We start from the raw sequence: 11,594 nt of genomic DNA, 5'->3' as shown, positions 1-11,594 counted from the left end.
GGTCAACGTACTTCGGCCGCTGGGCGCTTGTCGGTCTTTCCCGTTGATGCCGCCGTGGGTTCCCGCCCCGTCCTCGACGGCCACCAGCATCGCCTGCCGAGCAGGAGCATCGCCGACGGCAGGATGGTGATCCGCACGATGAAGGCGTCGAGCAGTACGGCCGCCGCGAGGACGAAGCCGATCTGCTTCATCTCGATGATGTGCAGGAAGACGAAGCTCGCGAAGACGGTCGTCATCACCACGGCCGCGCTCGTCACCACGCTCGCCGACCGGCGGATGCCGTCGAGCACGGCCTGCCGCGTCGGAACGCCCGCGACCACGGCCTCCCTCACCCTGCTCACCACGAACACCTGGTAGTCCATCGAGAGCCCGAAAAGGATCACGAACAGGAACAGCGGTACGCGCGACCCGATCGACCCCGTGGAGTGGAAGTCCAGCAACCCTTCGGCCCACGTCCGCTGGAAGACCAGCACGAGCAGCCCGAGCGCCGCCGCCGCGGACAGGAGGTTCAGCACGACGCCGAGCAGCCCCAGCACCACCGAGCGGAACGCGTACGCGGTCATCGCGAAGGTGGCCAGCAGCAACGCCCCCAGGACCAGGGGAAGTTTGCTGTTCTGGTGCGCGGGATAGTCGGCGTACCGGGCTACGTCCCCGCTCACCCCGAACTCCGCTCCGGCCACCCGGCCCACGGTCGCGGGCAGGTAGTTCTTCCGCAGGTGACCGAGAGAGGCGTACGCCTGCTCGGAGTTGCCGAGGTGCGGCACCTTCAATTCGAGGGTGCTGATACGACGGTCGGCGGATGTCCGGACGGGCGAGGCACCGGCGAACAACGGGTCCTCGTCGGCGCGTCGGGCCACCTCCTGCAGGGCCGCGACCACCTCGGCGGAGCGTGCGGCATCGGCCCGCACCACGACCTGATGCGTGACCCGGTGCTCGGGAAACTCCTCGTTGAGCAGGTCGTACACGCGCATGGCGGGGATCTCGCGGGAGTGGGTGTCCCGGCTCATCTCCGTGATCCGCAGTCCGGCCAGCGGGACGGCGAGCGCGAGCAGGGCGAGTACGGCGACGCACAGGGTGACCAGGGGATGCCTGCTCGCGGGCCGCAGCAGAGCGGCCCACAACCGGCTCCCGCCGTGGTCCCGCACCCTCCGCTGTGGCTTTCCGCGCTCAGCGCGGGAACGTGCCCTGCGCTCCAGCCGTTCGCCGAGCGTGACCAGGAGCGCGGGCAGTACCGTCAGGGAACTCGCCACCGCGACGAGGACGACCACGATCGTGCCGGTGGCCAGCGAGGAGAAGATGACGTCGGCGGCGAGGTAGAGCGTCGCCGTGGAGGCGACGACCGCGACACCGGACACCACCACCGCCCGGCCCGATGTCGCCGCGGCCAGTTCCACCAGCGCCCGCGAACTCAGCCGCCCGGCGGAGCGGGCCCGTTCCTCCCGCTCCCGCTTGAGGTAGAAGAGGGTGTAGTCCACGCCCACGGCCAGGCCGATCATCAGGATGACGTTCGTGCCGACCCCGGCGTCCGGGGAGATGTGCGAGGCCACCATCGACAGCCCGACGGCCGCGGCGATCGCGGACAGGGCGATCAGCAGCGGCACGGCCGCCATGGTCACCGAGCCGAAGGCGACCAGCAGGGTGATCAGAGTGACGGGGAGGGTCAGTTCCTCCGAGAGCGCCAGGTCGTCGCCGCGCTGCTGGTCAACTCCCTTGCTGATGGACGGACTCCCGGTCTCCCGCAGTAGCAGCCCCGGATACGCCTCGCTCACGGCCCGGGTCTGTGCGGCCAGCGCGTCGACCTTGTCCTTCGCGTCCCGCTCCTCGCCTCTCAGGGCCACCTCGACCATGGTGATCCGGTGGTCACGCGACAGCAGCGGTGCGGCGACTCCGGCCACCTCGGGGAGCCGCCGCATCCGGGCGCTCAGTTCCTTCGCGGCGGCATCGGCATCGGCGGAGGCCCGGTCGGGGGGTCCGGAGCGGGAGGAGAACAGCACCTGCTCGGTGGGCCTGCGCTCCAGATGCCCCTCGGCGGCCATCGCCTCCGCCCGGCCGGCCTCGCCGACGCGGTAGTCCGCCGTTGTCGCGCCGTTGGTACCCACGGCGCTGCCGGCTCCCAGACAGAGCGCCACGAACACGAGCCAGCCGACGATGGCCCGCCAGGGATGCCGAGCGCTCCAGCGCGCCACGCGCACCGTGAATGAGTTCATGCCCAAGAGCGTTGCTGAAGTGCACAGTTCTCCGACAGAGGCACCCGGTTGAACTGTCCGTCCACCGATCGGTGGACCCGGGTGCCCGGTACGGGCCGTGTGCGGGGCTGTCGGCCGATCGGGGGGCCACCCCGCCGTAATGTGACAGGTACCGGGCCGACCGGCGCGTGCCACCATCGCGCGAGTGGGAAAGGTCAACCAGTCCGAGGGGAGACGGCATTGGGCAGCCGGGTCAAGCGGTTGTCATCGTCGCGATCGGCGCGTCGTGCCTGCGCTTCCGTGCGGGGCGGCGTCTTGGGGGAGCGTTGGTACCGACGCTCACAGCCCACGGCTCAGACCACCAGCACCCGGCGCCCCCTGGTATGCCCCGCCCGGCTGTCGATGTGTGCCGACGCGGCCTCATCGAGGCGGTACGACTTGTCGACCGGGATGTGCAGGCGCCCCCGTGAGATGAGGTCGACGGCCTCCGTGAGGGCGGCCCGTATGTCGCCGGCCACCCCGGAGAAGTGGACGCCGAGTTGGGGCGCGTCGAGGTCGGCGATGGAGATCACCCGTGCCGGATCGCCGGTCAGCTCGGTCAGTTCGCGGATGACGCCCGAGCCGGCGAGGTCCAGGGCCGCGTCGACCCGGCCCAGCCGCCGCACCCGCTCGGTCCAGCCGTGGCCGTAGGTGGCGGCGAGGGCGCCGAGGCCGCGCAGGTAGTCCTGGTTCGCGGCACCGGCCGTGCCGATCACGGTGATGCCCCGGTCGCGGGCGATCTGCAGTACCGCCGACCCCACTCCCCCGGACGCGCCGCTCACGAGCAGCGTCTCTCCGGGCCGCACGCCGACCTCGCGCAGGACACGTAGCGCGGTCTCCACCACCGAGGGGTATCCGGCCGCCTCCTCGAACGTCAGGTTCCCGGGCATCCGGGCCCAGGCCGACAGCACGGCGAACTCGGCGTAGGTGTCGGTCCCTTCGCCGAACACGCGGTCGCCGGGCTCGACTCCTTCGACGCCGTCGCCCACCTCGTCCACCACCCCGGCGGCGTCCAGCCCCACCCCCGAGGGCAGCTCGACCGGATGGGCACCGAGGACCTGGCCCTCCCGGATTCTCCAGTCGACGGGGTTCACCCCTGCGGCCCGTACGGCGATGCGCACCTGGCCGGGGCCCGCGTGGGGCTCCTCGGCGTCCACGAGCCGCAGGACGTCCGGACCGCCGAACTCGGCGAAGCTCACTTTTCTCATGCCGTCGAACGTAACACTAACCGTTAGCTTTTTGGAGCTGATGCGATATCGCAACTGCTACGATCAAGCCATGATCGTGCCGACCGGCCGCCGCGAGCGCAAGAAGGCCGCGACCCGCCAGAAGATCGCCGACACCGCCCTGCGGCTCTTCCTGGAGCGCGGGTACGACGCGGTGGGCATCCGCGAGGTGGCCGCCGAGGCCGATGTCGCCGTGACCACGGTCTTCTCCCACTTCGCCTCGAAAGAGGCCCTGGTGTTCGAGCAGGACGAGGACTTCGAGCAGCGCCTCGTCCGCGCGGTGACCGACCGCGCCCCGCACGAACCGCTCATCCCGGCGCTGCGTCAGGAGATCCACGCTCTGGTGCGGCACTGCACGGGGGACGACGCCGCCCCGGTCTGGCGGATGATCGTCGCCTCGCCCGCGCTGCTCGAGTACGAGGAGTCGATGCGGCTGCGCCACGCGGAGTCCCTGGCGGCCGCCATCGCCGCCGGCCTCGACCTGCCTCCCGCGACGACGAGTTGCCGGACGGTCGCGCGATTCGTGATCGACGCCTACACGCTGGCCCGCGAGGCCGCCGAGCCGCAGGACGCGGTGGACGAGATCTTCCGGATGATCGAGGCGGCGTGGGCCGTGGTGAGACCGGCTCAGGGGACCACGGGACACGGGGCGAAGGGCTAGGGATACATGTATCCGTCACGAAGGGGTACGCGCGGGCTTGTCGGTCGGCGCTTTATCCTTTTCCGGGCGGCTTCCCACAGCTTGGAAGGATCATCATGACGACGAACGTGCTGAGCACCGGCCGGATGACCGAGCAGGGAACCCCGCCCGCCGCCCTGCCCCGGGTCACCGCCCCCACCCGGGTGGCCCCCCGGGACGCGCGCGGCCTGTCCAAGCTGTTCTTCGACCAGCTCGCGGAACTGGAAGAGGGCACGCCCGAGTTCCAGTACGCGCGGAACACGCTGATCGAGATGAACATGTCCCTGGTCCGCTTCGCGGCCGCGCGCTTCCGGGGGCGTGGCAGCGGGGAGATGGAGGACATCGTCCAGGTCGGCATGATCGGCCTGATCAAGGCCATCGACCGGTTCGAGATCTCCCGCGAGGTGGAGTTCACCTCCTTCGCCGTCCCGTACATCGTCGGCGAGATCAAGCGTTTCTTCCGTGACACCACGTGGGCGGTGCACGTGCCGCGCCGCCTCCAGGAGGCCCGCACCCTGCTGGCGCGTGCCAACGAGGAGCTGCACAGCCGGCTGGGCCGGATGCCGACCACGAGCGAGCTGGCCGAGCTGATGAGCCTGCCCGAGGACGAGGTCCGGGAGGCCCGGATCGCCTCCAACGGCTACACGGCGGCCTCCCTGGACGCGGTCATCACCGGCAGCGAGGAGGGCGAGGGGGCGCTCGCCGACTTCATCGGCGACGAGGACGGCGGCCTCGCCCTGGTCGACGACTTCCGCACCCTGGCGCCGCTCATCGCCGCCCTGGGCGAGCGGGACCGCATGATCATCCACTGGCGGTTCGTCGACGAACTCACCCAGAAGGAGATCGGCGAGCGCCTCGGTGTGTCCCAGATGCACGTCTCCCGGCTGCTCACCCGCATCCTGACCGGCCTGCGCGCGGGCATGCTCACCACCAGCTGACCACGGCTCGACGCCACCCGCCCTACGCGCCCTCGCCGGACGGGAGCGGCACGGGGGCCGGTTCGGCGAAGTCGGCCGAGCGGCTCACCGCCTCCCACTCCCGTGCCTCGGCGAGCTGGGCACGGGAGTAGTCGAGAGCCATCGTCACGGCGTTGACGCCGAGCAGCAGATGACCGGGGACCTCGTCCCGGTGCACGGCGCGTACGACGATGTCGGCACCCTTCTCGGGGTCGCCCGCCGCGCCGGCCGTGCTCTGCCGCACCCGGCGGTTCATCGCACCCACCGTCGCGTCGTACGCCTCCGGGATGTCCTGGACCGTCATCGACGAGCCCGCCCAGTCGGTGGCGAAGCCGCTCGGCTCGACCACCATCACGCGCAGCCCGAACGGGGCCGTCTCCGCCGCGAGCACCCTGCTGAAGCCGTCCACGGCGAACTTGGCCGCCTGGTACGACGCGATGCCTGGTGACCCGCCGACCCGGCCGCCGACGGACGAGAACTGCACGAAGGTCCCCGACCCCTGGGCCCGCAGCACCGGCAGCGCGGCCCGGGTGACGTGGTAGACGCCCCAGAAGTTGGTCTCGAACTGCGCGCGGAAGTCGCCGTCGTCGGCCGTCTCGATCGGCGACACGTTCGCGTACCCCGCGTTGTTGACCAGGACGTCGATCCTGCCGAAGCGGGTGACGGCCGCCTCGATCGCGGCACGTGCCGCGTCCGGGTCCGTCACGTCGAGGGCGACCGGGTGCACGCGGTCACCGTGTACGTCGTGCAGCTCCCGCAGGGTCTCCGGCCGGCGCGCGCTCGCCACGACGAGGTCGCCCGCCTTCAGTGCCGCCTCGGCGAGAGCGCGCCCGAACCCGCGCGACGCGCCGGTGATGAACCAGACCTTCTCCGTGCTGGAATTTTCGCTCATGGAGTTAGTGAAACACCGTTGCGCTATTAGTGCAACGATGTTTCCTTACGCGGCCCTATGATGTCCGCATGAGTGATCCCGTCTTCCAGCGGGCGCGGAGCGCCCACGCCAAGCAGGCACGGGAGGAGGCGATCCTCGAAGCGGCTCGCACGCTCGGTGCCGAGCGCGGGATTCGCGAGGTGACGCTCACGGACATCGCCGCCGCGGTGGGGATGCACAAGTCGGCACTCCTGCGCTATTTCGAGACCCGGGAACAGATCTTCCTCAGGCTCACGGCGGAGGGCTGGCGGGAGTGGTCCGCCGAGCTGTGCGCCGACCTCGGGCGCCGGGGTCAGGCGTCCCCCGCGGAGGTGGCCGGCGCCCTCGCCGACACCCTCGCGGCGCGCCCCCTCTTCTGCGACCTGCTGGCCCAGGCGCCGCTGAACCTGGAACGCAACGTCTCCATCGAGTCCGTCCGGACCTTCAAACTGGCCACGCTGCGCGAAGTCGGCCTCATCGGCGCCGAGTTGCACCGGCTGCTCGGCCTGGCCGAACTGGAGGCCGTCGACACGATCGCCACCGCGACCAGTCTGGCCGGCGCACTGTGGCAGATGGCCACACCGGGACCGAAGCTGGCCGAGCTGTACGCCTCCGACCCGCTGCTCGGCCACGCGGTGGTCGAGGTGGCACCCCGGATGCGGCGCGTACTGACCGCGTATCTCGCGGGGCTGACCGCCACCCCGTAGACAACGTCAGGCGGGTACCGGTGCCTCCGGGGAGACGATCCCCTCCGCGCAGAGGGCCTGCCAGAACGCGGCGGGGACGGGCTCGTCGAGGGCGGCGAGGTCTTCCGCGATACGGCTGGGCCTGCTGGCGCCCGGCACGACGGCGGCCACGGCGGGGTGGGCGAGGACGAACTGGAGGGCCGCGGACTTGACGCCGATGCCGTGCTCCCGCGCGAGGGCGTCGATCCGCTCCACCTTGGTGACGACCTCGGCGGGTGCTTCGCCGTACTCGAAGTGGGTGCCCCCGACGAGGATGCCCGAGCTGTACGGACCGCCGACGACGATGTCCACACCGCGTCGCCGGGCGGCGGGGAGCAGGCGCTGGAGCGCGCGCTCGTGGTCCAGCAGCGTGTAGCGGCCGGCCAGCAGGAAGGCGTCCGGGGCCGGTTCGTCGAGGTCCAGGGTCAGCTCCAGGGGCTCGACCCGGTTGACGCCGAGACCCCACGCCCCGATGACGCCCTCCTCCCGCAGCCGGGTCAGGGCGCGGAAGGCGCCGGTGCGCGCCTGCTCGAAGCGGCCGATCCACTCGTCCCCGTAGAAGTCCTGGGCCACGGAGTGCACCCAGACGATGTCGAGCCGGTCGGTGCGCAGCCGCCTGAGGCTGTCCTCGACGGAGCGCAGGGTCGCGTCCGCGCCGTAGTCGTTGTGGATCTTGTGGGGCAGCCCGTACCGGAACAGGTTGCCCTTCTCCCCCAGTTCGCGGGTGGACGGTTCCTCGAACTCGTCCAGGATCAGGCGGCCGACCTTCGTCGACAGGACGTACTCGGCACGGTCGAACCCCGACAGGAACTCGCCGAGGCGGGTCTCCGCGAGGCCGGCGCCGTACACGGGCGCGGTGTCGAAGTAGCGGATGCCGTGGTCCCAGGCGGCCCGCAGGGTGGCCCGCGCCTCCTCGTCCGTGAGGGAGCGGAACATGTTGCCCAGCGGGGCCGCGCCGAAGCCGATGCGGCCCGGCAGCAGGTGACGGATGCTCATGTCAGGTCTTTCGGGGGCGAGGGGCGCGGCTCCGGGTCAGTTGAGGGTGTCGGGGTCCGGCCCGGTGCGCAGCCCGCGGTCCAGGGCGGCGATGGCGTCGAGTTCGGCGTCGCTCAGCCGGAAGCCGAAGACGTCGAGGTTCTGGCGGATGCGCTCGGGCGTCACGGACTTCGGGATCACGATGTTGCCGGTCTGCAGGTGCCAGCGGATCACCACCTGGGCGGGGGTGACCCCGTGCGCACGCGCGGCCGAGAGGATCGCCTCGTCACCGAGGACGGCGCCCTGCGCGAGCGGGCTCCACGCCTCGGTGGCGATTCCGTGTTCGGCGTGGAAGGCGCGCAGTTCGGCCTGCTGGAGCGCGGGGTGCAGTTCGATCTGGTTGACGGCCGGGACGATGCCCGAGTGCTCCATGAGACGGCGCAGATGCGGCACCTGGAAGTTGGAGACGCCGATGGCGCGGGCGCGGCCCTCCGCGAGAATCCGCTCCAGGGCGCGCCAGGTGTCGAGGTAGCGGTCGCGGACCGGGGTGGGCCAGTGGATCAGGTACAGGTCCACATGGTCGAGGCCGAGGCGGTCCAGGGACGCGTCGAAGGCGGTGAGGGTGCTGTCGTGACCCTGGTCGTCGTTCCACAGCTTGGTGGTGACGAACAGCTCGTCGCGGGCGATACCGGACTCAGCGATCGCCCGGCCGACGCCGCGCTCGTTGCCGTAGATCGCGGCGGTGTCGACGCTGCGGTAGCCGGCACGCAGGGCGTGGCCGACCGCCTCGGCGGTCTCGTCGTCGGGGACCTGGAAGACGCCGAAGCCGAGCTGGGGCATCCGTACGCCGTTGTTCAGGGTGATGTCGGGGATCGTCATGGGGTACCGCACCTCTCCTAGCCTGCTGTCGGAAAGCCGCGCCCGTCGAGCCGTGCGCGGCTTCGGTCCGACGTTAATTGCACACGCGGGTTAATTGCAAACGCGCTATAGCTGCGCACGCAACACCCAGGTCGGCGCTATCCGGCCCCGGCATGGCCCGCGCGGCCCCCTGCTAGCGTCGTGCGGTGATCTCTCTGGGGGAACCAGCCTTCTTCACCCGTCTGCGCGACGCGCGGCGCGTTCTCATAGCCGGTGCGGGCGGCGGCTTCGACGTGTACGCCGGGCTGCCGCTCGCGCTGGCGCTGCGGTCGGCGGGCAAGGAGGTGCACCTCGCCAGCCTGTCCTTCGCCGACCTGTACGGCCTGAGCCTCGACGTGTGGGTGGACGAGGATGTCGCCGCCGTCGAGCCCGACACCCCCGTGCGCGGCGACTACTTTCCGGAACGGACGCTCGCGCAGTGGCTGTCGACGCAGGACCTGCCGTCCACCGTGTACGCGTTCCCGAGCATCGGGGTGGGTCCGCTGCGGGCGGCGTACCGGGCGCTCATCGCGCACCTCGGCGGGGTCGACGCGGTGGTGCTGGTGGACGGCGGGACAGACATCCTGATGCGCGGTGACGAGCACGGCCTCGGCACGCCGGAGGAGGACATGGCGAGTCTGGCCGCCGTGAGCGGGCTCGACGAGATCCCCCACCGGCTGGTCGCCTGCCTCGGCTTCGGGGTGGACGCGTATCACGGTGTGAGCCACGCGCTCGTCCTGGAGAACCTGGCCGCCCTGGACCGGGACGGCTCCTACCTCGGCGCGTTCTCGCTGCTCGGCACAGGACGGGAGGGCGCGCTCTACCTCGACGCGGTGGCACACGCCCAGCGCCACACCCCGAGTCACCCGAGCATCGTGAACGGCTCGGTGGCCGCCGCAGTGCGCGGCGACTTCGGTGACGTCCGGTTCACCGAGAGGACCAAGGGCGGCGAGCTGTTCGTCAACCCGCTCATGGCCATGTACTTCTGCGTGGACCTCCCCGGCCTGGCCCGCCGGAACCTGTACCTGGACCTGCTGGAGCGGACGTCGCTGATGCGTCAAGTGAGCACCGTCATCGAGGAGTTCCGCACCACCCTCCCCCGTCAGCGCCCGTCACGGGCGTTCCCGCACTGAGACTTCCGCGTCGGCGACTCCGAGAGCCGACCGACCCCAGTGAGTCGGTCGGCCCACGCGTGGCCAGGGCTCAGCTCGCCCGGCAGGTCAGCGCCGGTACGGCCGCCCCTCCCGGGGTCGCGCCGAAGCCGAACGAGGTGGTCGCGCCGGGGGTGAGCGCGCCGTTGTGACCGGCGGCGGTGGCGGTCACCGTGGCGCCGGTCTGGGTGTAGGTGGCGTTCCACATGCTGCCGACGGTCTGGGAGCCGGCCCAGGTCCAGGTGACCTGCCAGCTCCTGGTCGCCGTGCTGCCGGTGTTCTTCACGGTGACGTCGGCGTTGAAGCCGCCGCCCCAGTCGCTGCTCACCTTGTAGGTCGCCGCGCAGCCGGAGTCTCCCCCGCCGGTACCCGAGGTCGTCGCGGTGACCGGTGCCGAGGCGGCGGAGGTGTTGCCCGCCGCGTCCCGGGCCCGCACGGTGTAGCCGTAGCTCGTGTTCGCGGTGAGGCCGGTGTCGGTGAACGAGGTGCCGGTGGCCGAGCCGGCCTTGGCGGTGCCCCGGTACACGTCGTACCCGGTCACGCCGGTGTCGTCGGTGGACGCCGACCAGCGCAGCGAGACCGAGGACGCCGTCGTGCCGGTCACGGTCAGCCCGGCCGGGGCCGAGGGTGCCGTGGTGTCGCCCCCGCCGCCGGAGCCGCCCGAGGCGAAGCCGGGAGCCTTGATGCTCGCGAGGTAGCCGTCCTTGACGGTGTCCACGCTCTGCCAGTCGTCCTTCAGAATCCCGCCGGTGTCACCGGAGTTGGGGTTCCACGACCAGAACGTCCACGCGAAGCTGTCGGCGCCCGCCGTCCCGGTGGGGCGCAGGTAGTCGACGAGGGCGGCGAGCCACTTCTGGTCCACCCCGGCTTGCAGCGTGGTGCCGAACTCGCCGAGCAGCACCGGGGCGGTGTTCTGCTTGAAGAGGTAACCCCAGTGCTCGTCCCAGACGGCCGGCATGTTCGCGGGGAACGACGGGTCACTGAACCACGGCTGCTGGGCGACGCTGGTGGCGTAGTCGTGCGCGGAGTACACGAGGCGGTTGGGGACGTCCAGCCGTACCGGCGCGGCACCGGCGCCGGCCAGGTTGCCGCCCCACCAGTAGCTCTTGCCGTTGACCGTCTGCACACCCTCCACGAAGATCAGCAGGTCGGGGTTGGCGGCCAGTACCGCGTTCCCGGCCCGTTCGGCGGCCAGGCGCCAGTCGGTGGCCTGGTCCCCGCAGCCCCAACAGGCCGGATCGTGGGGCTCGTTGTGCAGGTCGATCCCGACCACGGCGGAGTTGCCCCGGTAGCGGGTCGCCAGCGCCTTCAGGTCACTGATCCAGGTGCTCTCCGGAACCGCCGAGGTGTACCAGAGCGCCGACTGGGCGGCGGAGTCGGGCCGGTGGCGGTCGAGGATCACCTTCAGGCCGACCGAGCCCGCGTAATCGACGATCTTGTCCATGACCTGGAGCGAATTGAGGCCCTGGAGGTCGGAGTTGAGGCCGTTCGCGTACGAAATGCCGTTCGGGGCGGTGCCCTTGAAGATGTCGTCGCTGTAGGGCAGACGGATCGTGTTGTAGCCGAGCGATTTCATCTGGTCCGTCATGGACCGGTAGTCGCGCGACCAGAGGCCGTGCGCGACGTAGTTGGACGTCTCGAACCCGAACCAGTTGATGCCGGCCATCCGCACCGGCTGGTTCTGCGCGTCGAGCAGCCGCCGTCCACTGGTGTGCCAGGGTCCGGCGCCCGGTGCGGCGGCGGCCTGTGCGGAGACGGTGGTGAGCGGGATCAGGGCGGCGACCGCCAGCAGCAGGGCGAGCAGGGCGTGGCGGAGGCGGCTTACGAGCGGGTGTCGCATCGCGGAGTCC

General features: G+C 71.0%; 10 protein-coding genes. 4 read left to right on the top strand and 6 right to left on the bottom strand.

What is annotated here, in order from left to right:
* Positions 1-2: 2 nt before the first annotated feature.
* Together D0Z67_RS27335 and D0Z67_RS27330 are read right to left on the bottom strand one after the other, a co-directional pair.
* Positions 3-2,207: an MMPL family transporter gene (locus D0Z67_RS27335; RefSeq protein ID WP_031179258.1), complete on the bottom strand. Its 2,205-nt coding sequence runs from the start codon at positions 2,205-2,207 to the stop codon at positions 3-5.
* A gap of 332 nt (positions 2,208-2,539) precedes the next feature.
* Positions 2,540-3,433, bottom strand: a complete 894-nt coding sequence (locus D0Z67_RS27330) for an NADP-dependent oxidoreductase (protein ID WP_031179257.1) — start codon at positions 3,431-3,433, stop codon at positions 2,540-2,542.
* A 70-nt stretch (positions 3,434-3,503) separates the two neighbouring features.
* On the opposite strand from D0Z67_RS27330, the gene D0Z67_RS27325 reads away from it, so the two are divergent.
* The gene (locus D0Z67_RS27325) at positions 3,504-4,112 is read left to right on the top strand and encodes a TetR/AcrR family transcriptional regulator (RefSeq protein WP_031179256.1); all 609 of its coding nucleotides are present in this window, start codon (positions 3,504-3,506) and stop codon (positions 4,110-4,112) included.
* A gap of 95 nt (positions 4,113-4,207) precedes the next feature.
* Positions 4,208-5,068: an RNA polymerase sigma factor SigF gene (locus tag D0Z67_RS27320; RefSeq protein WP_037774299.1), complete on the top strand. Its 861-nt coding sequence runs from the start codon at positions 4,208-4,210 to the stop codon at positions 5,066-5,068.
* 22 nt (positions 5,069-5,090) lie between these two features.
* Here D0Z67_RS27320 and D0Z67_RS27315 read toward each other — a convergent pair whose 3' ends face one another.
* Entirely contained in the window at positions 5,091-5,978 is an 888-nt protein-coding gene (locus D0Z67_RS27315) for an SDR family NAD(P)-dependent oxidoreductase (RefSeq protein ID WP_031179254.1), read from the bottom strand.
* Between the two features lie 68 nt (positions 5,979-6,046).
* Here D0Z67_RS27315 and D0Z67_RS27310 point away from each other — a divergent pair, with 68 nt between their 5' ends.
* Positions 6,047-6,703 carry a TetR/AcrR family transcriptional regulator gene (locus D0Z67_RS27310; RefSeq protein ID WP_031179253.1) on the top strand — a complete coding sequence of 219 codons (657 nt, stop codon included), beginning with the start codon at positions 6,047-6,049 and terminating at the stop codon, positions 6,701-6,703.
* 6 nt (positions 6,704-6,709) lie between these two features.
* Here the strand turns inward: D0Z67_RS27310 and D0Z67_RS27305 are convergent, their stop codons facing one another.
* On the bottom strand, positions 6,710-7,717 hold the full coding sequence (locus D0Z67_RS27305) for an aldo/keto reductase (RefSeq protein ID WP_031179252.1): 1,008 nt from the start codon (positions 7,715-7,717) through the stop codon (positions 6,710-6,712).
* 36 nt (positions 7,718-7,753) lie between these two features.
* Positions 7,754-8,575 carry an aldo/keto reductase gene (locus D0Z67_RS27300; protein WP_031179251.1) on the bottom strand — a complete coding sequence of 274 codons (822 nt, stop codon included), beginning with the start codon at positions 8,573-8,575 and terminating at the stop codon, positions 7,754-7,756.
* A gap of 185 nt (positions 8,576-8,760) precedes the next feature.
* On the opposite strand from D0Z67_RS27300, the gene D0Z67_RS27295 reads away from it, so the two are divergent.
* The gene (locus tag D0Z67_RS27295) at positions 8,761-9,726 is read left to right on the top strand and encodes a DUF1152 domain-containing protein (protein ID WP_031179250.1); all 966 of its coding nucleotides are present in this window, start codon (positions 8,761-8,763) and stop codon (positions 9,724-9,726) included.
* A 70-nt stretch (positions 9,727-9,796) separates the two neighbouring features.
* On the opposite strand, the gene D0Z67_RS27290 is transcribed toward D0Z67_RS27295, so the two are convergent.
* Positions 9,797-11,584 (bottom strand): cellulase family glycosylhydrolase, encoded by a 1,788-nt coding sequence (locus D0Z67_RS27290; RefSeq protein ID WP_031179249.1) that lies wholly within the window; start codon positions 11,582-11,584, stop codon positions 9,797-9,799.
* Positions 11,585-11,594 lie beyond the last annotated feature (10 nt).

It is taken from the genome of Streptomyces seoulensis, assembly GCF_004328625.1.
GTDB classification, from domain to species: Bacteria; Actinomycetota; Actinomycetes; order Streptomycetales; family Streptomycetaceae; genus Streptomyces; species Streptomyces seoulensis.
The sequence above is the reverse complement of the archived record's forward strand: the minus strand, read 5'-3'. Positions and strand labels throughout refer to the sequence as shown.

Bases quoted from the DNA above. Each gene is read 5' to 3' on its own strand.
- D0Z67_RS27330 (WP_031179257.1), bottom strand. From the start codon at position 3,433: ATGAGAAAAGTGAGCTTCGCCGAGTTCGGCGGTCCGGACGTCCTGCGG.
- D0Z67_RS27320 (WP_037774299.1), top strand. From the start codon at position 4,208: ATGACGACGAACGTGCTGAGCACCGGCCGGATGACCGAGCAGGGAACC.
- D0Z67_RS27325 (WP_031179256.1), top strand. From the start codon at position 3,504: ATGATCGTGCCGACCGGCCGCCGCGAGCGCAAGAAGGCCGCGACCCGC.
- D0Z67_RS27315 (WP_031179254.1), bottom strand. From the start codon at position 5,978: ATGAGCGAAAATTCCAGCACGGAGAAGGTCTGGTTCATCACCGGCGCG.
- D0Z67_RS27300 (WP_031179251.1), bottom strand. From the start codon at position 8,575: ATGACGATCCCCGACATCACCCTGAACAACGGCGTACGGATGCCCCAG.
- D0Z67_RS27305 (WP_031179252.1), bottom strand. From the start codon at position 7,717: ATGAGCATCCGTCACCTGCTGCCGGGCCGCATCGGCTTCGGCGCGGCC.
- D0Z67_RS27290 (WP_031179249.1), bottom strand. From the start codon at position 11,584: ATGCGACACCCGCTCGTAAGCCGCCTCCGCCACGCCCTGCTCGCCCTG.
- D0Z67_RS27335 (WP_031179258.1), bottom strand. From the start codon at position 2,207: ATGAACTCATTCACGGTGCGCGTGGCGCGCTGGAGCGCTCGGCATCCC.
- D0Z67_RS27310 (WP_031179253.1), top strand. From the start codon at position 6,047: ATGAGTGATCCCGTCTTCCAGCGGGCGCGGAGCGCCCACGCCAAGCAG.